The 22,695-nt window shown below is 51.1% G+C and carries 18 protein-coding genes; 2 read left to right on the plus strand and 16 right to left on the minus strand.

Features of this window, described 5'->3' with window-relative positions; genetic code table 11:
• Positions 1 to 11 precede the first annotated feature (11 nt).
• The 12 genes from PSE_RS13900 to tssA all read right to left on the minus strand — a co-directional run bounded on the left by PSE_RS13900 (position 12) and on the right by tssA (position 14,273).
• Positions 12 to 293, minus strand: coding sequence for a hypothetical protein (locus PSE_RS13900; protein ID WP_148266148.1), 282 nt, complete (start codon positions 291 to 293; stop codon positions 12 to 14).
• Between the two features lie 21 nt (positions 294 to 314).
• Entirely contained in the window at positions 315 to 2,312 is a 1,998-nt protein-coding gene (locus PSE_RS13905; protein WP_014285438.1) for a type VI secretion system contractile sheath domain-containing protein, read from the minus strand.
• The gene (locus PSE_RS13910) at positions 2,305 to 3,192 is read right to left on the minus strand and encodes an ion transporter (protein WP_008547162.1); all 888 of its coding nucleotides are present in this window, start codon (positions 3,190 to 3,192) and stop codon (positions 2,305 to 2,307) included. The genes PSE_RS13905 and PSE_RS13910 overlap by 8 nt, the downstream gene beginning before the upstream one ends.
• 130 nt (positions 3,193 to 3,322) lie before the next feature.
• On the minus strand, positions 3,323 to 6,004 hold the full coding sequence (tssH, locus tag PSE_RS13915; protein WP_041768501.1) for a type VI secretion system ATPase TssH: 2,682 nt from the start codon (positions 6,002 to 6,004) through the stop codon (positions 3,323 to 3,325).
• An 8-nt stretch (positions 6,005 to 6,012) separates the two neighbouring features.
• Complete coding sequence (tssG, locus tag PSE_RS13920; RefSeq protein WP_014285441.1) at positions 6,013 to 7,179, minus strand: type VI secretion system baseplate subunit TssG; 1,167 nt, start codon at positions 7,177 to 7,179, stop codon at positions 6,013 to 6,015.
• Positions 7,176 to 9,053: a type VI secretion system baseplate subunit TssF gene (gene tssF / locus PSE_RS13925; protein ID WP_008546297.1), complete on the minus strand. Its 1,878-nt coding sequence runs from the start codon at positions 9,051 to 9,053 to the stop codon at positions 7,176 to 7,178. The genes tssG and tssF overlap by 4 nt, the downstream gene beginning before the upstream one ends.
• A 1-nt stretch (position 9,054) precedes the next feature.
• On the minus strand, positions 9,055 to 9,561 hold the full coding sequence (gene tssE, locus PSE_RS13930; RefSeq protein ID WP_014285442.1) for a type VI secretion system baseplate subunit TssE: 507 nt from the start codon (positions 9,559 to 9,561) through the stop codon (positions 9,055 to 9,057).
• The gene (locus tag PSE_RS13935; RefSeq protein ID WP_014285443.1) at positions 9,554 to 10,405 is read right to left on the minus strand and encodes a type VI secretion system accessory protein TagJ; all 852 of its coding nucleotides are present in this window, start codon (positions 10,403 to 10,405) and stop codon (positions 9,554 to 9,556) included. Before PSE_RS13935 ends, tssE begins: the two co-directional genes overlap by 8 nt.
• 83 nt (positions 10,406 to 10,488) lie before the next feature.
• Positions 10,489 to 11,019, minus strand: coding sequence for a type VI secretion system tube protein Hcp (locus tag PSE_RS13940; protein ID WP_014285444.1), 531 nt, complete (start codon positions 11,017 to 11,019; stop codon positions 10,489 to 10,491).
• A 133-nt stretch (positions 11,020 to 11,152) separates the two neighbouring features.
• Positions 11,153 to 12,658, minus strand: coding sequence for a type VI secretion system contractile sheath large subunit (gene tssC / locus PSE_RS13945; protein WP_008546363.1), 1,506 nt, complete (start codon positions 12,656 to 12,658; stop codon positions 11,153 to 11,155).
• The gene (gene tssB / locus PSE_RS13950; protein ID WP_037035899.1) at positions 12,651 to 13,184 is read right to left on the minus strand and encodes a type VI secretion system contractile sheath small subunit; all 534 of its coding nucleotides are present in this window, start codon (positions 13,182 to 13,184) and stop codon (positions 12,651 to 12,653) included. The genes tssC and tssB overlap by 8 nt, the downstream gene beginning before the upstream one ends.
• Positions 13,185 to 13,226: 42 nt before the next feature.
• Positions 13,227 to 14,273 carry a type VI secretion system protein TssA gene (gene tssA, locus PSE_RS13955; RefSeq protein ID WP_014285446.1) on the minus strand — a complete coding sequence of 349 codons (1,047 nt, stop codon included), beginning with the start codon at positions 14,271 to 14,273 and terminating at the stop codon, positions 13,227 to 13,229.
• Positions 14,274 to 14,524: 251 nt separating this feature from the next.
• Between tssA and PSE_RS13960 the strand changes: the two genes are divergently transcribed.
• Complete coding sequence (locus PSE_RS13960) at positions 14,525 to 15,283, plus strand: protein kinase (RefSeq protein WP_256378182.1); 759 nt, start codon at positions 14,525 to 14,527, stop codon at positions 15,281 to 15,283.
• Here the strand turns inward: PSE_RS13960 and PSE_RS13965 are convergent.
• The 4 genes from PSE_RS13965 to PSE_RS13980 form a co-directional block, all read right to left on the minus strand.
• A complete protein-coding gene (locus PSE_RS13965) occupies positions 15,237 to 16,106 on the minus strand; it encodes a hypothetical protein (protein ID WP_014285447.1) in 870 nt (289 codons plus the stop codon). The two genes, PSE_RS13960 and PSE_RS13965, sit on opposite strands and share 47 nt — an antisense overlap.
• A gap of 219 nt (positions 16,107 to 16,325) precedes the next feature.
• A complete protein-coding gene (locus PSE_RS13970; RefSeq protein ID WP_014285448.1) occupies positions 16,326 to 17,501 on the minus strand; it encodes a hypothetical protein in 1,176 nt (391 codons plus the stop codon).
• A 29-nt stretch (positions 17,502 to 17,530) separates the two neighbouring features.
• Positions 17,531 to 18,916 carry a cytochrome P450 gene (locus PSE_RS13975; protein WP_008547119.1) on the minus strand — a complete coding sequence of 462 codons (1,386 nt, stop codon included), beginning with the start codon at positions 18,914 to 18,916 and terminating at the stop codon, positions 17,531 to 17,533.
• 365 nt (positions 18,917 to 19,281) lie between these two features.
• The gene (locus tag PSE_RS13980; protein WP_014285449.1) at positions 19,282 to 20,328 is read right to left on the minus strand and encodes a LacI family DNA-binding transcriptional regulator; all 1,047 of its coding nucleotides are present in this window, start codon (positions 20,326 to 20,328) and stop codon (positions 19,282 to 19,284) included.
• A gap of 459 nt (positions 20,329 to 20,787) precedes the next feature.
• Here PSE_RS13980 and PSE_RS13985 point away from each other — a divergent pair, with 459 nt between their 5' ends.
• The gene (locus tag PSE_RS13985) at positions 20,788 to 22,689 is read left to right on the plus strand and encodes an ABC transporter substrate-binding protein (protein WP_014285450.1); all 1,902 of its coding nucleotides are present in this window, start codon (positions 20,788 to 20,790) and stop codon (positions 22,687 to 22,689) included.
• Positions 22,690 to 22,695 lie beyond the last annotated feature (6 nt).

The following is a 22,695-nucleotide window of genomic DNA, read 5'->3' on the forward strand; positions in this document are numbered from 1 at the left end:
ACAGTCGGGTCTCAGGCGTTGAAGCTGTCTGAGGTCAGTTTGCGGTTGTCCCGCTCCATCCGTTCAACGATGCCTGGATTAAGGATCCAGGGCATGGATCCACCGGAGTTTTCCCAGTTCAAAAGAATCTCGTCCCAGGTTTTGACGGATTTGATAAGGACTGGGAAACCCAATGGCTCTTTGCCAAACAGGATTTGATCTAGGTACTGGGCACCGCGCACAAGGTAGTAATTGCCGCCGAACTCCATGACGTAAACTTCAGGAAGGTTATCTATTTCAACAACTTCAGCCATATCGAACTCCATTATTTATTGTTATAGGTCGGCAAGCAGAGCTTCGAGCTCTGGATCCATACCTTCTTCGTCAGCTTCGTCTTCATCATCTGCAGATAGATCAGCTAGCAGGTTGTCCAGCTCAGATGTGTCATGGGCAGGTTCAGGTGGAGCAGCCGCTGCTGCAGGTTTTGGTGCAGGTGCCGGAGCTGCTTCTTCGACGTCTTCGTCCTCGTCTTCTGCAGCCGCAGGTTCTTTAACTTGAGGTTCAGGTGTTTCTGTTTCGATCCTGAAGACGGTTTCCGGGGTCTTCTTAGGATCCAGGATGGTTTCAACAACCACAGCACCCTTCGTTGCCTGAATGGCAGGGTTATAACCGTCACCGCCAGCAATGCTGACGCGCGCACCAGCACTTGCGCTTGGGGTTTCTGCTGCTTTGGAAACCGCAATCTGATCACACCAGCGACCGGAAACAATATCTCCGGCAAGGCCACTCAGAGAGGCGATCCGGACTTCCGGCTGTCCTTTCATGGAAACAATCGGCATGAACCGCTGTCGCATCAAAGGTTCAACGCTGCGGTGACTGATCATGCGGTCTGTACAGGGCAGGGCGACTTGATCGCCGTACTGGTCATGCACGTAATGGAACGGCATATCGTTGATGGTCAGGATCGAACCTGGCCGCATGCCGCCACCATTGGTCTCATAGTCTTTTGCGAGCACAAGGCCGACCAGTGCTGCCGGGTTACCCCACAACATGGCTTTCAGGCCAATCTTCTCGTCAAACTCTTCAAAGTCGAATGCATCAATCGGATCGGTTTTTGCTCCATAGGGCATCCGAAGCATGAAGCGTGGCAAGCTCAGACCAATGTAATTGCTCTCTGGCATAGCCTTAAGACTCTGCCACGTCTTTTCGGTAATCTTAGGAAGCTCTTCAAATTTTCTGTTTGCGTTGTTGCGATCCAGAGAAGTCAGGAACGGCGCATGAGCATGAGCACAGATCTTTGACATGCGACCAAGAAGCTCCGCATGCGGAGGTGTCATGTCGAATGTGTAAAGGCCCACGATAGCACTTGGCGTGCCAACACCTTCATCCTGCAGTGCATTTTCTACGAACAGACGATACAGACCTGTTTCTTCCAGCTTGTTGGTCGCGCTCAGGTCACGAGCAAAATCTTCCGCTGAAATGTCGTAGAGCGTGATCTTCAAGGATGTGGAAGTCTCAATCCGGCGTGACAACATATCAATAACCCGCCAGACACTCTCCAATGCCTGAAAATCTGCATTTTGCAGGATCTTGCGAAGGGTTGTCGTCATCACTTCCTCAACGATCTCAAGATAATCGTCGAGCTGCGGATTGTCGGCTGCTTTGATGTAAGGCGAGACCATTTTGCCGATCATTTCGGAAAGATCATCGACTTCTTCATGCTCTTCGACAGGCCGGTCAATCAAAGCAGAAAAGTCACTGAGCTTCTTGTCAACGGCAATCACAGAGCCGCGGGAGTTCCGCTGAGAAACAGGCTTCTCGCCCTGGTTTTCCAGCCATTCATCAATGGTTGCAGCTGCGCTGCTGAAGGTCCCTGGGTTCTTCAAAGAAGATCGCAGAGCTTTCAGCTCATCAAAGATCTCGAACTCTTCGATGATCTCATCGGGATGGAAGTCTTCAATGCAGCGTGGTTCAAACCGGATAACCTTGTCATCACCTGCAAGGTCCAGCTCAATGTTGATCTTAAAACGGGCTGGGAGATCTTCTGCCGTATCAACATCAACATTATGGCCTTTAAGCACAGCAAGCTCATCTGCTGTATAAAGCGCCATCCGATTGGCACGGCCTGAGAAATCGCCAATGACCGCCAGATGGAAGGGGCTTTCCAGCGTAATGTTCAGCTTTGGCGCTTCGCAGTCGATCTCGCCAAAATCTGGTTCAAACACGCTGGCAGAAGCGCTCTCGGCACTTCCACCTTCGGCAGGGGCGTCACTTTCCTCGATGATGTCGTTAAGCAGCGAGTCAAGGTCATCGTCTTTTTCAGCGTCATTCATCACGATCTCTCTTGTTATTTTCTATTTGTTCTTCAAGACGTTCGAGGGTTTTGATCACTTGCAGCTGAGCAGCTTCCAGCTGGTGAGCAATCGCGCGGTTTTCTGCGGAAACGAGGAGGCGAAGACGTTCAACATCTTCACTGTGTTCTTCCTGATAGATGCCCTGCATGGAGCTGACGATCAGACCGATGAAAAGGTTGAGCACCGCAAAGGCTGTCAGGAAGATGAAGGGTATGAACAGCGCCCAAGCATATGGGTAGATCTTCATCACCGGTCGCACGATCCCCATGGACCAGCTTTCAAGTGTCATGATCTGGAAGAGCGAGTAGAGGGACCGGCCAATATCACCAAACCAGTCCGGGAAACTTGCTCCAAACAAACCTGTCGCCATCACGGCAAACACGTAATAAATCAGTGCCAATACGATCATCACGGAGAACATGCCGGGCAGAGCGTCAAGCAGCGCCTGCATCACCTGCCGGTACTGAGGCAGGAAGGAAAGCACGCGCATGGCCCGCATGACACGAAGGGCACGCAATACGCTCAGGTAGCCGGATTGTGGTAGGAGCGAGAAACTGACAACCGAAATGTCGAAGATGTTCCACCAGCTTTTGAAAAAGCGAACGCCAAAAGCCATGATCTTCAGGACAAACTCCAGAATGAAGAGCCCGATGATCACGTCATCGAAGATCACCTGACCATCGCCAGTGATCCGGCGCACGGAGGGGGATGTTGCCAAGCCAAGACTGATGGCATTGACAATAATCAGGAAGAGAAAAGTGTACTGAAATGCATCAGAACGAACAATACGGCGCAGAGTGAGGCGCCACGCAGGAATGCGCGTCGACCGTCTCCTTGCCGATTGCTTGACTTTCTGCATCGTTGGACTCCTCGTCACTTGGAAAAGTAGTTCCGACGTGTTTTGTTTCAGTTAGTTTCTGTGGTAAAAAAACTGATAAGCCTATGTTCCTATTTTTCTTTTAGGTTTATTAGGTTGTCAGGTCAGGCTCTCACTTCTTCTTATGCTTATCCTTTTTCGCCACAGGTGACTTCTTGAACTTGTAGTCAAAGGCATCACCATCTGTATGCACTTTGAGCTCTGTGATCTTCTTGTCTTCGCTCATGTTCTTGAGGAACTCGGTGCTGATATCAGGCAGCAGCGTGTTGGTCAGGATCGCATCAATCATGCGGCCACCACTCTCAATCTCAGCACACCTGCTTTCAATCAGCTTCACAACAGAGTCATCCCAGGTGAACTTCACATTGTGGTTCTCAAGAATACGATCACCAATGCGGCCAAGCTGCAGGTTGATGATCTTATGAATAACTGGTGAGCTGAGTGGGTAGTAAGGCACAGTCACAAGACGACCGAGCAAGGCGGCTGGGAAGGCCTTGAGAAGCGGAGGTCTCAAAGCCTTGGCAATGCCATCCGGATCCGGCACCAGATCTTCGTCAGCACACATATCCAGTATGAGATCACTGCCCACGTTCGCGGTGAGAAGGATCAGCGTGTTCTTGAAGTTGATCTTCCGCCCTTCACCATCTTCCATCATACCTTTATCAAAAACCTGGAAGAACAGCTCGTGCACATCTGGGTGGGCCTTCTCAACCTCATCAAGCAGCACGATGCTATAAGGTCTGCGGCGCACAGCTTCTGTCAGAACGCCGCCTTCACCGTAACCCACATAACCCGGAGGTGAGCCCTTCAGAGTCGAAACAGTATGGCTCTCCTGAAACTCACTCATGTTGATTGTAATGAGGTTCTGTTCTCCGCCATAAAGCGTCTCGGCAAGGGCCAGAGCGGTTTCAGTCTTACCGACACCACTTGGACCCACAAGCAGGAAAACACCGATTGGGCGGCTTGGATTATCCAGATTGGCGCGGGAGGTCTTCACACGGCGTGCAATTACTTCCATCGCATGGTCCTGACCAATAATCCGCTTGCGCAGAATATCGCTCAGATGGAGGACGGTGTTGATTTCATTGGAAACCATTCGGCCTGTTGGAATGCCAGTCCAGTCAGAAACAATGGTGGCAACCGCCTGAGCGTCTACCTCTGGCAAAATGAGCGGATGCTCGCCTTGAAGCTCCGTCAGCTCTTCTAGTTTCTCGTCGAGCTCTTTCTTAACTGGCGCTGTATCGGCATTCTCATCGCCATTGGTTTGGCGGAATACCTCACGTAGTTTCAGAATGTCCCCAACGAGCGTTTGCTCTTTGATCCACTCAGCTTCTAGACCTTCGCGTTCTTTCTCAAGTTCGGTCAGTTTCTTTTTAACGTCGGTGAGCTTCTCACCTACATCAAAACCAGATTGAGACTCGCGTTCCAGAATGTCTCGCTCTGTCTCCACCATCACTTGCCGCTTTCGGCAATCATCCACTGCTGCCGGTGTGGCGTGTTGGGAAAGGGCAACGCGGGCACAGGCCGTATCAATCAAACTGATTGCTTTGTCGGGCAATTGCCGAGCTGGAATAAAGCGCATGGAAAGGTGAACTGCAGCTTCCAATGCTTCATCAAGGATCTGCACCTGATGGTGCTTTTCAAGCATTGCTGCTACTCCACGCATAATGGCAACGGCTTTATCCGGATCTGGCTCTTCAACCAGAATGTTCTGGAACCGGCGAGCAAGAGCTGGGTCTTTCTCAATATGCTTCTTGTATTCTGACCATGTGGTCGCCGCGATCGTCCGCAACTCACCACGAGCCAAAGCCGGTTTCAGCAGGTTCGCGGCATCACCGGTACCAGCGGCGCCACCAGCACCAATCAGTGTATGGGCTTCGTCGATGAACAGAATAATCGGCTGTACAGAGGAGCGAACCGCATCCAAAATCTTGCGCAGACGATCTTCAAACTCACCTTTAACACCAGCACCGGCCTGAAGCAGACCCACATCCAGCAGCAGAACACGAACGTCTTTGATGGACGGTGGCACATCGCCCTCTGCAATGCGGATCGCCAGACCTTCAACAACAGCAGTTTTACCAACACCGGCTTCACCCGTCAGGATAGGGTTGTTCTGGCGGCGGCGCATCAGCGTATCAATGATCTGCCGGATTTCTTCTTCGCGGCCAATAACAGGATCCAGCTGGCCTTCTTTTGCCTTGGCAGTCACATCCGTGCAGTAAGCATCAAGGGCTTCATCTGCAGTCTTTAATCCAGGAGCTGCAGCATGTTGCTCACCTGCATCCAGTTGCGTACCATCCTTGGCTTTACCTTCCTCAGGAGAGCCTTCCGTAATCTTCTTGTAACGGGCTGCTGTATCGTCTGCAGATATGTTCTCAAACAACCGAGAGATGCCAAACAGGGTGTTGCGCAGGCCTGGGGTCTTGAGAATGCCAATCAGGAGATAGCCACTGCGGATGGCGTTGTCGCCAAACATCAGCGTGGCATAAACCCAGCCACGTTCAACCGCTTCCTCCACGTGTTGGGAAAGGTCGCTGACAGAACTTGCGCCGCGCGGGAGTTTGTCCAAAGCCTTGGTGAGATCCGACGCAAGCCGTGCCTCATCGATACCCGCATCGCGAATGATACGGTGTAAATCTGAATCCTGTGCACTCAGAAGCTGCTGGAACCAATGTTCCAACTCCACATAGGGATTGCCGCGCATCTTACAAAAAGTCGTAGCGCTGTCGATTGCCTGATAACAGGTCGGATTTAATTTACCGAAGAGGGACGCTCGTTTGATATCACTCATGGGAACTCCTAGGCAGCCTTCGCACTACCGTTGCTATGAACAGACGCTTTTTTTGATTTTTCAGTAACTTGACGTGGGCGCAAATTGAGATCTCGAACCGGGCCACCCTGTTTCTTGGGCGAGAGCCACGTGGTCCAACCAAGTTTTCCGTATTGACCCAGACGAGTTGTGGGCACCTGGTTGCGTTTAAGTACCAAAGCCACATCCCATTCCAGCTCATCACCACAATAGGCACGAACAGCAGAAAGCAGCCGCGGCATGGAAATGCCGTCAGGCAACAAACCTTCGTAATCGCGCAGAGAAAGCGGTCCAAATGCAACACGAAACTTGGTGTCGCTGGACCAAACACGACCACCCAAAGCTGCACCAACTCCAAGAAGGCCAGCGTTGCGGAAACCATTGAGCGCAGTCACCTGCTTCTTAGGTAAGTAGAGCCACTCACCAATAAACTCTTCAAGCTCAACGGGGAGGTTGAAGTAACAGCTGAGGATCGCCAGCAGACCATCTGCACCACGTGTTTGAAGTGCGAGCCGTCCCGCAAAGTGGTACTTCACCACGTCTGGCAGATCATCTCGATGCCGGAATTCTGTCGGCCCAAAGCCTGCCAGTGCTCCGGTATAGATTGAATACCGATCCTGTTCAGGTCGATCAAAGCTGAAGGCAGGTTCACCGGTGATTGCGGCCCGATAAAACAGGCTGAGAATGCGGTGATGAAACACATCCGCAAACGCCCGCATGGTCGTATCGCGGTGCTGATGCTCTCGCTTAAACGCATATTCGGTCAGATGCAGGGGCATCGGCCCATTCGGGCCAAAGAGACCGAGGAAACGGCTGGTCATTCGACTTGGATTAGTGCCAACACCCTGCTTGAAAGCTGTGATCGTCGAAGCTTCAAACTGCAAATGCGGCTCATGAGAGAACCGAACAGGGTCATCCTGACATCGGCGGGATGTCCCGATGCGGGGCTTGTCTGGATTGGCACATTCAATAAGCCGGACCAGAGGCAAGAACTCGTAGTCGAGAAAGTCTTTCTCAGCCGAACGCAAACGCCCCCTCCAGCGCGCTTCCTGTGTTGGAGGCTGCTGTGTTACCGCAGGGACCTTGTTTGCACCATTGGGAGGCGTCGGTTTTGGCGGCGGACCAATAGAGGGAGGAGGTGTCTGGGAACCAGTCATAGCCTATGACGCCTCCCAATCTGACATGGCCAACGCATCACTTCACCACGAACGCTCGATCTCACCACGGTTTCCGTGAAGCTGTTGATCGATACGTAACGCGCGAAGAACTCGTTGAGCACCGCTCCCAAGAGAAACACACCCGTGCCTTCAAACGCGGCTTCATCGAGCGTAATGTTCAGCTCCAGACCACGGGCAACAGAAGAGAGGCCACGCCCAGGGAGACGACGCACTGCTCGGGTAGATTTGATAGATCGAACACCATCTATCTGCTGCGTCGTAGAGGTATCTCCCAGCGGCGCATAAAGATGCAGAATGGAACGCAAGGCTTGTGCTCCATCGGTGTCGTTATTATCCGCAATGCTGAGGTAGTTCAGTGACAAATGGTTGATGAACCGCCATGCCGTTTCACCAAAGATGTTGGAGGGACGAGGGCGGCTTGGTCCGTCAATACACTTCACCGCATTAACTGGACCACCTTCTGGAAGCGAAAAGTCTGATTTGCCTGCGCCAATCGGCATCATCAACGGCAAGTCGCGGTTTGTGCAAAGAGCGCGAATGCCCAGCTGATTGAGCGATAGATTATACGGCGCATCTTTCGCATCTACGAGACTGATGAAGATCTCGGTGCCCAGATAGTTACTACGACCGCCCGTAATCTTCCGCTTAGCGGTTGCTAGGCGTTGTTTTCGATGAACTGTGTAATAGGCGCTCTCACTGCGAATATCCTGAGAACTTGAGAGGCTGTAAAATGGCTTGAAGATCTGCGGCGCATCACCCTGAGAGCTGTAGCCTTCCACTTCTTCCAGCTGATAGATCTCATAGTCCAGCGGCTTGGAACGATCCGGCACCACATGGTGATCGCTGCGCCTGTCGTTTATGTGCAAGCGATCCAGTCGCGTGGAGAACAGATTGATGGCTGGCGTACAAAACAACGCAATATTAGCGCGATCAACGGCGCGCTCCAGATCCCTGTCAACCCGATTGAAGAGCAGGAAAACATCCATCTCATCGGTTTCACATTGGCGAACAGCTGGTTGTAGATTCGTCAGTTCTGCAAACAGGAACCTATGGGGAAAAGCAAAGTACTCCTGCAGCAAACGATATCCGCTGAAAGATTGAGGGCCGTAGGGGAGCAGAGCATCTTCATCTCCATAACCGCGTGTGTTCACGATTTCAGAGGGGAGATTGATTTCCCATGGTGTCGGCAGGCTTGTCGGGCGAATGGCAACGCCCGCACAGTTACCGATAATCTGCTCGTAGAGCTTCACCGGCTGTGAACCGCCACCTCGCAAATAGAGAGGGAGTTCATCCAGCGCCAATTCATTGAAGGGAATGTTGCCAACGGTCTTCAGCCGTATGCGAAGTCCAGCCTTTGCACCGTTGCGCACTTCAACCTTCTGTGCCGCCAGTTCACTCGGGCTCGCAAGATAGTCGACTGCTTCTACGCTGACAGGCCATAAGGTCGTGTCGTGAGCCGTCTTGTAGGTACAAGGCGTTGCTCCGCGTGCACTTTTCCGGCTGCGCAATTGAGTTCCGCGAGGAACCAGATAGCCTTCCTTCAATGAGCCCTGTGTCATGTCTGGCTCAAGGCTGGCAATCAACATGGATGGCACGGGCGCCAGAAAATGCGGATACACCATCTCAAGAAGATGCTGCGTAAACTGAGGGAACTGAGCATCCAGCTTGTATTGAACGCGCGCTGTCAGAAACGCAAAGCCCTCTAGTAACCGCTCCACGTAAGGGTCTGCACAGTCAAAGCCACTCAGCCCGAGACGGCCTGCAACCTTGGGATATGCCTCTGCAAATTCTGAGGCACTTTCGCGTATGTGCTGTAATTCTCTGTTGTAATAAGGAAGCAGCCAAGGCTTCATGTCAGGAACCTCGCTGGCGCGGTTTAGCTATCTGCACTGCATGCACATCAAGATCGAACTCAGTGCGCAGATACAAAGCTTGTGGCAAAGGTTGAGACCACAGCTGCCCTTCAATCTGAAAATCCAGACGGTTGGAACGACGTGGCTTGTTTGGTTCAACGATGGAAACCAGCAGACTTTCTTCGATAACGCGAGGCTCGAAGTTGACGATGGCTTCGTGCAGGATGTCTTCAATTTCCTCGGCACTTTTGGTTGTCATCGCACCAAGGTCTGGAATTCCAAAGTTTAAGACGGAGGACTGGACTTCAGGGTAAGGTGTTAGATTGATGTCGGAGCCAAGTCGCGTTGTGTTAAAAAGCCACTCCAAATCACGCTGAATGGAATACCGAAGATTAACCGAGCTGGTGACGCGGGCTTCACGGGGCTCTACCTGCTGAAACGGGTTGTCATCTGTTAGACGGTCCAGCAAAGACGGGACCAACCGATCAGCAAGTGGCCGTTCAGCCATGGCCGCCCTCCGTTGAAGTAGTAGTATCGCCGCTACCCACGACAGGACCAATGTCCTTGTGAACGTCTACTTGAGTGTCAAAGTTGATTGAACGGACCTCAAGAAGTGGGATTTCGGATGTCTCATGCGCAAACATGCGCTGCCCAATTGGTCTGTCTCCGTCCCATGAGGTAAGGCGAGAAAGTTTCAGATTGGCATCATCGGAATGCACGGTTTCCACGTAACGTGTTGGAATGAAACCATTTGCAGGTCCGCCGTTGACCCAGAGGAGATTGACTGGTGTCCAGCACATATCTCTTAAGTCACGTGGCTCAGGAATTCGGATGGATTTGATGGCTGAGTAAGGAACCCAATAATAGGCATTGCTCATCATGAGCTCTAAAACTGGACCTAAACGGGGATCGGCGTCAGCGAGCCATTCAAACTTTTCGCCGTTGATGGTCCCTGAGATCGCTTCTGCTTCCTCAAAAGCCTGATCACGAAGCTCTACGGCGGCTTGTTCGTTCTTTTCAACGTCGAACTTCAGCGCCTGGATAAGAAAGGAAAGCCACTCTTTGGGTTCGCCAAACAGAAGAGGGGTCTTTACACCTGCAAAGACTTCCTCACGCAGTTGCTCCATATCGAGTAAACGAGAGTATGTCTCCACCATAGGAATGGCGCTATCATCAAACTGTCGAATGATTGGAAGTTGTTTTTTAGCCTTCAACCAGTCTCCGTTCACACAATAGAGCTGGAAGAGGAGGATACGCTCTTTGACGTCCTCAGGATTTTTTCGCACTTGCTCCTGAGTGATTTCGAGTGCTTCTTTCAGGTTACCTGTGGCTAGATGTTCCTTCGCAGGCATACGGGATCACTCCGGACTAGGGCGCATTGAAAGTTTGCCGGGGGAGCCCCGGCAAACACACAAGGGGGAAGAAAAATACTCGACTATTCCACGGCGAGGTCGCGAGTATTCTTGATGCGGCTCCACTTTTCTGTAAGTGTCTTGCCCATCGCACCAGTGGTATCCATCATGGTGTAATTTATCTCTACGGCACCATATTCCATCTGGATGGATTCTTTACACTCTTCGTCGTTGCCTTCCCAGCTGATTTCTTTGATAGCAACCAGCTTCATGGTGAAGGTGAGGAAGATCACACCTGACTTACCGGATGCACCACCTGAACGACGGAGAATTAAGGTAACCGTTTTGTAGATACCGCCGTTACAACAAGCGAGGAAGAGCCCAGGCGAACCGCGATCACTTTTCTTTTCAATCTGGAATTCTTTAAACTTCACGCGGCCGGCACCAGAACCACCACGCATGGAACCGATGTCCATAGTGTTTTCAGCACCCATGCTGAAAGTGGTGATTTCGAAAGCCTTTTTCTTGGCCATTTCGTCATCTTGTGTTTCGCCTTCAATGGCGATAGCACCGGCACCGGGCCCCTCGAAGATTACATATGCATCAATTGCCATGACGCTTGCTCCACTTTAGGTTTCTTTTTTGTTGTGGCACTAAACGGCTTGCCGCATGAGGCGTAGTGCCGATGAACAGCGTTTTGGATGGGTACTATGAAAAACGCTGTCGTCCTTCTCGTCAGCCTAGGACTTAACCTCCCTTGGCTGACGGAAGTTTTGAAACCAGTCGCAAGGACACAGTCAGTCCTTCCAGCTGGTAATGCGGACGCAGGAAGAACTTCGCGCTGTAGTAGCCTGGGTTTGAATCGTCTGCTTCAACGACTACTTCAGCCGATGCCAAGGGTTTTTCTGCCTTGGTCTGTTCACTGGAACCTGCAGGATCGCCATCTACGTAACGCATGATCCAATCCTGAAGCCAGTTCTGTAAATCCTGACGTTCTTTGAACGAGCCAATCTTGTCCCGAACAATACATTTTAGATAGTGAGCGAACCGACAACTTGCAAATAAGTAAGGTAACCTAGCTGCAAGGTTGGCATTTGCTGTCGCATCCGGATCTGTATACTCTGCAGGTTTTTGCAAAGACTGTGCGCCGATGAACGCAGCTAGGTCCGAATTCTTGCGGTGTAGCAATGGCATCATGCCATTCTTTGCAAGCTCCGCCTCGCGTCGGTCAGTGATCGCAATCTCGGTTGGACACTTCATGTCCACGCCGCCATCATCCGTTGGGAAGGTGTGAGCAGGCAGTCCTTCAACAGCACCACCAGATTCAACACCGCGGATACGGGAACACCAGCCATACATCTTGAAGGATCTTGTGATGTTGGTCGCCATCGCAAACGCTGAATTGGACCAGACGTATTTCTTTGAATCAGCACCTGAGGTGTCTTCTTCAAAGTCGAATTCTTCCACCGGCTCCGTATTTGGCCCATAAGGCAAACGAGCCAGGAAACGCGGCATTGCAAGGCCAATATAGCGAGAGTCTTCGGCTTCACGCAGGGACCGCCATGCGGCATATTCTGGTGTCTGGAAGATTTTGGTGAGATCGCGAGGGTTGGAAAGTTCTTGCCAGGATTCCATCTGGAAGAGAGTAGGGCTGGCACCGGCAATGAAGGGAGCATGTGCCGCCGCAGCAATCTCAGCCATCTCATTGAGAAGAGCCACATCTGGCGGGGTGTGATCGAAATAGTAATCACCGATCAGCACGCCATAAGGTTCGCCGCCAAACTGGCCATATTCTTCTTCGTAGATCTTCTTGAAGACCGGGCTCTGGTCCCAAGCAGTACCCTTATACTTCTTCAGGGTTTTGCTGAGGTCTTTCTTTGAGATGTTCATCACCCGGATCTTCAGCATCTCGTCAGTTTCAGTGTTGTTGACGAGATAATGCAGACCGCGCCACGTACCTTCCAGGCTCTGGAAATCTTCGTGGTGAAGGATTTGCTGCATCTGCTCAGAGAGTTTCTTGTCTATCTCAGCAACGATTGCTTCAATCGACTTAAGCGTATCATCCGAAATCAGTGTTGTGTTTGCCAAAGCCTGTTCGGCCAGCGTTGCCACTGCGCCTTCTACGGCTTCTTTAGCACTGTCTGATTTTGGCTTGAATTCCTGTTTGAGAAGAGATTCAAAGTTATTGGGATCAATAGCTTCAACCTGCGCCTCTTCGGCTTCGACTTCCGGTTGTTTTTCAGCTTCAGCCATTATTCTCGTCCTTCTCTTCAGCAGCAGCATCACCTTCCTTCGGTGCGGCTGCTAGTGTTTGCAAAAGGGCAGGATCATTCAAAACCTTGCCGATCAACTCCTCGGCACCGGACTTGCCGTCCATATAGGTCATCAGGTTTGCGAGCTGTGTGCGGGCTTCAAGTAGAGTGCGTAAGGCATCAACTTTGCGTGCGACCGCTGCGGGCGAGAAATCGTCCATGCTCTCAAATGTCAGATCAACGCTGAGATTGCCTTCACCCGTAAGTGTGTTGGGAACACGGAACGCAACACGCGGCTTCATAGACTTCATACGTTCATCAAAATTGTCTACGTCAATTTCGAGAGCTTTTCGATCTCCTACAGGAGGAAGCGGATCTTCTGGCTTGCCTGAAAGGTCAGCCATAACGCCAGCCACAAATGGAAGCTGGATTGTTTTTTCCGCGCCATACAGTTCAACATCGTATTCAATCTGAACTCGAGGGGCTCTGTTCCTCGCTATAAATTTCTGACTACTTTGTTTTGCCATGTGATCGTGTTCCCGGTACTTTTGTTCTTATTCGGACCTGGGTTAGTCGATTGAACCGTGCTCGTCATCGTCCTCGGGACGTGACCCTCGGATATTCAAAACTTGTGCCTCCCCATCAGGAGCGAGGTCCTTGATGATGGAATAGAAGTCGAGATCAACGAGACGTCGGGCCCGACCCAGTAGAAGAGGAACCGGACTTGAAGGTTCACTACGCTTGTAATACGCACAAACTTCATCAAGAGCCCTTAACACGTCAGTTCGGTTTATAACTGTTCCGGTAAAACTTGCGCTTTTCTTGCCGGAACGGGCTTTAACTGCACCTTCTTCCTCAGAGGAAGATTCCTCGTCTTCTTCGTCCTCCTCCTCTTCCAACTCCAAGGCTGGAGCCAATAAAAACTGGGCCTGCCGCAACTCTCGCAGTAGATCATCAAGGATCAGGCCACCATGTTGGGCGAAGAAATCGCGAACGTGCTCAGATGTTTTGATCGCGGTTTCGATTGCATTAACGACCTCTGCAATGTTTTCGCGATCTGTCTCCCTGAGGGCTGCATCATAGGAAGCGATATCTGGTCGGTCGCGACCTTCAGGCAATTCTGTCTCACCGCGTGCGATCGCAATTTCGTTGAGTGACCAAGTCCCGAAGATGCGCGACTGCACCAAGGCAGTGTTTCGGAGCAACGTGAGGGTTGTGCGCCTGTCATTGAGAGCAGACAAGACATTGGCACGCATGATGGGGTCATGCCCCTCAGCCGGATCTAATTCCGGGTGCAGAGTATCCCAGAAGGTATCCAGCATTTGTGCAATGAATTCCATGCTTTTGGCGAAACCTGGAAAGCCTTCGATTGCAATTAGTGACTGTGCATGGATTATGGCAACCCGAAGATCATAGGTTCTGGTGAGCAGCTGCGTTGAAAGACGGAGCGCTTCCTTCCAGTCGGGCTCTTCACCCTTGATAATGGCTTCCCCGATCTGGTGATCCTGGGTGCCACTGGCAGCAGTTTCCATCGTCAGGAAGTCAGGATCGTACTCAAGATCCGGCCCGCAAGGTGCGTTCTCCTCAATAGGTTGAAGGGAAGCCGTTGGATCCATTCGAAATCTATCCCGCTCTGCTACTGCTTTATGGGACTGGAAGTCCTAAAACTACCAAGTATTTGCGCATAATATTGGTAGAGGTTGCCAAAAGAGTGGCTAGCCCACTCCAGATACAACCATATTATTCCGCAAGGTCATTTCATTGTGTGTACGGTACTTGAGGAACTGGTAATATCGTTATTAACTGGTTGACTTGATGGAGAAAAATATCTCTGCAACCGGAAGGCCTTGAGACATAAGAGGATATCGTGAACGAACCTGCAAAGCGCACATCAACCAGCACTGTCAGGTTTTACAAGTGTCCCAGGTCAAATCGCATGTTGGCGGAAAAGAAACTCATCTCAAAAACGGCGCCACAGCAACTTTTGATGCGTGAAGGGAAGGCGCTACAGCACCTTTCCGGATCGATCGCTCCGACCTTCATTGAGCTGAAAGAAGAGGAGGGTGAACTCAGCTTGATCATGGAGAAAGTGGAAGGGGAAACCCTGTCTCGCGTGCTGAATGAAACAACACTTTCTTCCGATGAACTTGCCAATCTTTGCCGCAGCCTGATAAAGACAATCAATCAGCTTCACAGCAGTGGAATTGCACATCTGGATCTGGCTCCAAACAACATCATACTCAGCAACCAGAGCGCGTATGGTATAGTGCTCCTAGATTTTGCCTACTGCGCTTTTGCAGAGGAGCTGCCCTTCATGCGTCCACGCAGCAGCTTTGCCGGTCATTTGAACTATGCCGCACCAGAGCAGTTGGGACTCGGATCCAATATGATTTCTGATAAGGTTGATCTGTATGCTTTGGGCCTGATCATTCGTGAAGTCTTCGGATATCAGGATCATGTAAAAGACAATTACAATGATGCGATCGAGTTTCGTCGGTGCAGCTCTGATCATAGCAAATTGCCGCCTGACTGGCTGCAAATGGTTACTCAGCTACTGAAATTTCCACCAGGTGAACGTGTCAGAATATTAACGCACAGCGACTACAGCACCGGGTCGTCGGCTTGATGTTAAGGGCAGCTGAAAGGGCATAGGCAAGCCCGATAGCAGCCTCCGTTCTGGCAAACAATCCGGCATTCAATCGGGCGGAGGCTCGTAGTGATGCACGTGCGGATGCCCTGACAGAAATGCGATTGGCATTCCGCAGCCAGTCAGCCTGACCGATGTTCAGATCCAAATCACTCAAGTCAACCTTCGCAGTTGGAAGTTTCAGATTGAGCTGAGGAAGCAATCTGGAGAAGAGAGCCAATTTTGCTGTGATGCGTGCCCAAGCCTTGACGTTTCCTGAGAAAAGACTTTCACCAAATGCCAGCTGAAGAAGACCAATGATGTTTAGCGCGGCGAGAATTTTGAAAGCTGCTTTCAGATCGAACTTAAATCCAAGATTCCAGCGACCAAAATCTGCGAGCATCTTGGCAAGAGCTTTCACGTCAGCCTGAGCGTGCATGTTCAGATTTTGTTTCAAGCCCAGATCGACCAGCCCCAGTAATGGCAGATTGATCCTCGCTTTAGGGAGCACGAGATTCAATCGTCCAAGATTTAGATTAAACGGGTTCAGCCCCAGTCCTTTGATCTGCAAAATAAGCTGAGCAGCAAGCCCTAGTCTTGCAAGGATGTGCCCAGGCAATTTCCCAAGCTGTAGTCCGAGCGGAAGCGCAAACTTTGCGGTCGTTTGCGCGAGCTTTTTCAGCTTTATCTTCGCTGCTGGCAGAGTAGCAGATTCAGTGACACGAAGCGCCAGATCAGCTGCGGCAGTCAGGCGGTGATTGATGCTGGCATTCAGCGCCAACAATTGTGCGAGGCTGAGAAAGTTGAAAGGGCGAAACCGCATAAAAAGATGAGCAGGAGTAACTCGAAGGGAGGGCCCTTTGATACGGGGGAGCGCTGTTGCCTCACCTGCTTTGAGTGCCAATGGCACCAACAAGTTCAGATTTAAATCTGGAATGATGTCTGGGCAAAAACAGAAGCAAGGCAATGGGAGGCTCCTTCGGCTTGTTCCCGAAACAAAGGTTGCCCCATGTTACATCACGTGCAACATAGGGCGTTTCGATCAGATAGAAATTTTCTGTTCGAGATCTTTCAATGCTAGAGCGATGGGTTTCTTGATCGAAACTGACACACCAAGCGGATTTTTCTCGAGCAAGTTAATCAGGTTATCTGAGTCCATATGGCTGTTGAGAGTAGCGATGCTAGCGGAAAGCTTCTTCGCAGCAGCAGGGCGTTTGTCAGTTGGAGCTCCACCCCAGGCTTTCAGGTCTCTGAGAACCAAATCGAGATTCCCCTGAAGTAGGCTTGCGTTGCCTAGTAATGCTGCGCTTGGCCCCTTTGCTGCGATGAGACGCATGCGGGGGTCGGGGTGGTTCTTCAAGCTTGACATGAGGTTGCTTATATTCGACTCAGCGGTTGTTCGCTGGATTGTCAACTGCTTGATTGCCGCAGCAACTTCTTTCTGGTCAACTTTCTTGGTAGCTGGCTGTTGTGCGATGAGTGCTAAGATAGCCTTTACACCAGCTTGTGTTCCTTTGTCATCGAGTGCATTTACGGCGTTCTCAATGACACCAAGCTGTTGTCTCAGGGCGACGTCATACTCATCGTCCTTGCCGAGCGCTCTCTCAACCTTATGGGTGAGCGCCGCCAGGATTGCAGTCAGCTTATCGCGAAGGATTTCTTCCTGAGCAGCATCTTCAGCAGCAGCGGCTGCTGCATCTTCTGCAGAAGTATCCTCGTCCTCTTCAGTATCTTCAAGATTTTCGCCGCTGGCAGCCAACTCTTCGTCGGTGAAGGCTTCATCGCTGCTTGAATCTTGAACCTCATCGGTTTCATGAGAGAAAGTATCCAGCAGATGATCTGGAGTCTCCGCACCTTCTTCCTCAGCATAATCATTGTGAACCGTATTGCCGTCTTCATCCTTCACATGGATTTTGAAGTTTAACTTCTGGCTGATAAGGAACTTACGCATCATCTTGATAAGGCCTTGGGTCGGCGGCTTACCAATACATTCGATGGTCATTTCCTTACTTTTAATGGTCACAACCCCGCACATGCTCTTGGGGTTCTGAGTTTGCTTCTTCACCGCAACCAAAAGCATCTTTGGCTTTTTGCGCGGGTGAATAATCAATGCATCGTCTTCCTTTGGATTCTTGTTTGGAGAATACGCAAAGTTGACTTCTTGCTTGCGAGCCTTCTGAATGCCTGCTTTGAGCTGTTGTAGTTCTTTAGCGTCCATTGGGTGACCTCGGTGTTTGACCTTCCGACCTACTTACTAAACTTCCTTTTGTGTACTTTACATAAAACTGGTCTCGACGGTTTTAAATAAAGAGTACTGTCCGGGCGTACTTCATCTGTATTGACCGTTTCAAAATCAAACATACTACACAATCTTGCGATTACTTTGATGCCAAGGAAGGTGACGTAGCTGGCGCCCGTACACATCCTTGGTCCTAATCCGAACGGAAAATAACTTCCCAGCGTTGCCTTCGCTTCCCCGCGAGAAAAGCGATCCGGATCAAACATATCCGGGTTTTCCCAGAAGGAGCGGTGGCGATGGACAACCCATGGGCTGATAATCACCATGGATTCCTTAGGGATGAGCGTATCACCAAGCGTGGTGTCTTCACGGGCTATGCGAGAGAGATACAGAACAGGCGGATAAAGACGCAGAACCTCTTTAAACACATCGCGTGTGAAACGAAGGCGCGGCAAATGCTCGTAGGAGATACGACCACAAGCGGTTACCAGCTGCACTTCGGTTCGGATGCGCTCCACAATCTCTGGACATTGCGCAAGAATATAGACTGACCAGCACAGCGCAGCGGACGTTGTTTCGTGGCTGGAGAGGAAAATGCTCGCGACCTGATCAACAAGTTGTGACTTCGTAAAACGCTTACCAGTGGAGGGAACACGCGCTTCCTGGAAGATCTGAAAGAAGTTTTGAGTGTTTGGTGGCTTGTTGTACATATGCTCGTCGATGATTTGGGAAATCACCGCACGAACGTTCTCAGCAGTCTTCAAAGCAGCCTCAGTAAAGGCCGGCTGACCACCGCCGGAAAAGCGTTTCAGATCCAACGCAGTCCCCGCAACTTCCTCCTCATACTTCATAATGGAATTGAAGCACTGATGCTCCAGCTGAATCTCAATAGGCTTGGAGAACACGCAGCGAAAATTGACGTCAGCCACAAGGAAGTTGATTTCCTCAGCCAGTTTGATGGTCTGGCCGGTTTCAGAATAGGTCAGCAGCCGTTCCACGAAGGAACTTAGCGCTTCCTGCAAATAGCCGAATGAAATCCGAACGCTGGAGTTGGAGAAAATCGGCGCAACCATCTCATGCTGATCCTGCCAGTCAACGCCCTCGGCTGAAACAAGACCGTTATGTAGGATAGGCTTCAAAAGCTCAGCAATTCCGCCGCCTTTGGGGAAAATAGCTTGTTGTTCTTCTAAAACTCTGGACAGCAGCTTAGGCTCGTTCACAAGGAACTTACGTGGATCATCATCATCGAACTGAAAAATCGCGCACTCGTAGAGCTCCTTAGGAATGACGCCAAGAGGGTCTGAGCTCAAATAATTGCTGAAGTTTCTCCAGCCTTCTGCGGCTTCTCCCGGATAGGGTGCTGGTGGTCGATATAATGAAATCTTGTTTTCCATTATCTACATTCATGTTGCGGCGGAAATTGGAATACTTCCGCACATTTCCCAACATCATCAGCGCGAGCCGACAGGAGAAGTAGGTGAGAACCCATGCGCAATAGTGCTTTGCGGGAATATAGAACAGCCCTCTTAGAGATTTGCTTTCGGGACTCTGTAAATTTTGTTTGATTACTAATCAAGAGAAAATACTCTGAGTAACCAATGGGTTTGGCCCTCTGAGCTGCACCCGTAAAAGCAAGCGCCATAGGGCCTTAGCGCTATTGGAAGTAGCACGAAAGCACAGTGGAAACTGCCAGAAGGTGACGCTAGGAAATGTCTTGTAGCCTTACCTGAATCTAAAAGCAGGCAGCAAAAGCACAGGGTTACTCAGAATATGCTGGATTTGGAGCTGCAGTGCTGTTCCGCAAAATCAGGCGGCAGCCGAGCTCTACACGGCGCGCGCTCCGTTCGCCGTCAGGCAAGGTCAAAGCTTCTTCCAGAAGGTTAAGAGCGACGTGGCCGATCTCTTCCATAGGCACATGAATGGTTGAGAGAGAAGGGCTTGAAAGCTCTCCGAATAGTGCATTGTCAAAGCCCATAACAGAAACATCATTGGGAATGGAATACCCAAGGTTCTGCAAGGCCTTCATTGCCCCAAGCGCAACGTTATCAGCTGAACAGAAGAAGGCAGAGTAGGGGGCTGGGCCTTTGTGATCACTCAGCCAGCGGCTGAAGTTTTCTTCCACCACATCCTGCTGATAATCGCCCACATCAATGATGTCTGAAAGGGGGGCTTCAAGTCCCGCCTGCCGATAAGCGTCCAGAAAACCTTCCATACGCTGCTTGGCAACACGCCGGTTGCCCCAGGTCAGCAAAGCAATCCGTTTGTGGCCTAGCTGCAGCAGATGATCAGTAGCAAGCTTAGCGCCAAAGCGGTTACTTGGTGCCACGGTGTCCACGCGCATGGACTGGTCCTGACCACTCAGGATCACGGCAGCAGACGGCAGTTTGTAGAGCATGTCGATCAGACATTGCCGGTCATCTTGCATCACTGCGATGCCTTGTGGCCGATGCTTGGCAACAGCCTGAATTATGTTGTCCGGATTGATCTCATCCTCTTCCTCAATCTGCGGAATAAGGCGAACACCACGGCTTTGGCATTCCTTTCTGAATGCATTCAGCATGGTCCAAGCCACGAAGTTTCGATCAGATTTGGGGAAGGCCTTTTTAGTGCCAACAAGCAGGACGGTTGAGAGCAGGGAGATGGAAGCTTTGCGCCGTCTCTTGGCCAGATACCCTGTCTCCCGCGCAATGCTCAGCACGCGCTCCTGCACCTCATTTCCTATGGGAGCAGAGGCGTTTAAAACATGAGACACCGTACTGATTGAGACATTTGCGAGCTTCGCAATCTGCTTGATACCCGTTGCCACGAGACTTCCACCATACATCAATTAGACAGGCAATTATTGAATGAAAAAGTTTTCATGTGCAACGCCTACGTGCGCGCTGTTGTGTATCACTGACACTAAGTAATTGATGAAGTCACCTTATCCAATAAATCAATTTAGGCTCAAATCAGAGGTCAAATCACATATTTGAAGACCGTAACATATTGATAATAAATAATATAAGTGGAGTGGAGCTACTTTGTGCTGATGTTGAAGAGGATTGAGCTATTACTCAAAAGTCGCCTCGAAAGCTAATCATGAAAAAATTTTCATAAAGTTGCCTTGTTGTCAAACGGTGCTCCTGTCATCTTTGCCGGGTAACTGATTGTCAATAAAGGCCGTATTCGGGCTGCCAGGGGCAGTGGAGCGGGCTTGTTGCATATATGGAAGTAACTCGTTTTGCCAGGGAGGATCTGGGAAGGCGAGTTGGGGGAGAATTTGATGAAGAGCGTTACACTCACGTCGATTGCTGCTTTGACGCTGCCGTTTCTGGCCGCCAATGGCTGGGCCTATAATGAGGCACCAATGCTCAAGCAGCTGGTCGAAGCCGGTCAATTGCCACCGGTTGAAGAGCGCCTGCCGAAAAATCCACGCGTCATCCCGGTCTACGACAGCATCGGCACCTATGGCGGTGTCCTGAAGCGTGCCTTCAAAGGCCCAAGCGACCGCTGGGGGCCAACCAAGCTCATGGAAGAGCGTGTGGTGGAAACCTACATGGACGGCGAGAAGAACCTGTCTCTGGTTCCGGGCTGGATCGGCGAATACTCCGTGAGTGAAGATGCCCGCGAGTTCACCTTTACAATCCGCGAAGGCCTGCGCTGGTCTGATGGGGCTCCTGTCACCACTCGTGATGTGCGCTTCTGGTATGAAGATGTGTTCCTTAACGAAGACCTGATGCCATCCATCAAGGCGCTTTACACCTCCAACGGTGTGCCAATGAAGCTGTCTTTTGCCGACGATTACACTTTCACCGTCTCCTTTGAAAAGCCATATCCGCTGTTCCTGACCGTTCTGGCCAAGGAAAGCACAGGCCGTCCGGGTCTCGATCGTCCGGGCTTCATTGAGCCGTTCCACTACCTCAAGGACTACCACCCAACCTACGCTGATCCAGCCAAGCTGGACGCGGCTATTGCCAAACATGGTGCCAAGAAATGGACTGATCTCTGGGATTCCAAAGGCCAGATCCAGGCATGGTGGTTCAACCCGGATATGCCAGTCCTGACCGCATGGCGCGTGAAAACACCGCCACCATCTGACACTGTGGTGATGGAGCGCAACCCTTACTATTACGGTGTCGATGCAGAAGGAAATCAGCTTCCTTACATTGACCAGATCGAGCACCGCCTGTTCCAGGACCCGGAAGCCATCAACTTCATGGCCATTCAGGGCGAAATCGACCTTCAGAACCGCCACATCAACGTGGCCGACTTCACGCTCCTCAAAGAGAACGAAGCCAAGGGCGACTACACCATTGAGAAATGGACCAAGGCGCTCACATGGTCGATCATTCCGAACCTCAACTCCGCCGATAAAGTGAAGCAGGCACTGTTTGAGGATATTCGTTTCCGTGAAGCTCTGAACATCTCCGTGGACCGCGAAACCATCAACGAGCTGGCGTTCTCAGGCCTTGGTGAATCCCGTCAGGCCTCCCCAATCTCTGGTTCTCCTTTCTACGATGAAGAAGCGGAAATCCGCTGGACCGAATACGATCCGGATAAAGCCGCTGAACTTCTTGACGCAATCGGTCTCACAGAACGTGACGATGATGGGTTCCGCCTGATGTCTGACGGTCGCCGTCTCAGCCTCGTACTGGAAACGCGCTGGGACATTCAGGGCGAGCTTTTGGAAGTGGTTCGCACCTACTGGCAGGACGTTGGTATCGAAGTACTCGTTCGCATCATCGATCGTACGCTCTATCAGCAGCACGTTGATACCGCTGACTTCGACATGGTGCTCGACACGTTCGATCGCTCCTCTGTCATCACTGCTGACCCGCTCCGCTTCCTCGGTCGTTATGGCTTCGCACCAAGCTACTTCAACTGGTGGAGCACCAACGGCAAGTCAGGTGAGGAGCCACCAAAAGATCACCCGATCCGTGACGTCTGGAAGGCATGGGAGAATGCCCAGACCGCGCACAGCCTGGAAGAGGCAAATGCCTACGCTCAGGAGATGGTGAGCTTGCATAAACAGTACGGCTGGCATGTGGGACTCGTGGGTGAAACCCCAGCGGTCTACGTGCGCAAGAACAGCTTGAAAAACTTCCCTGCGGGGTTCGTCCACGACGACGCGTTACGCGGCGTTGGCCTCGCATATCCGCAGCAGCTCTATTTCTCCCAAGATTAAACTGCC

This window comes from Pseudovibrio sp. FO-BEG1 (genome assembly GCF_000236645.1).
Classification (GTDB): domain Bacteria; phylum Pseudomonadota; class Alphaproteobacteria; order Rhizobiales; family Stappiaceae; genus Pseudovibrio.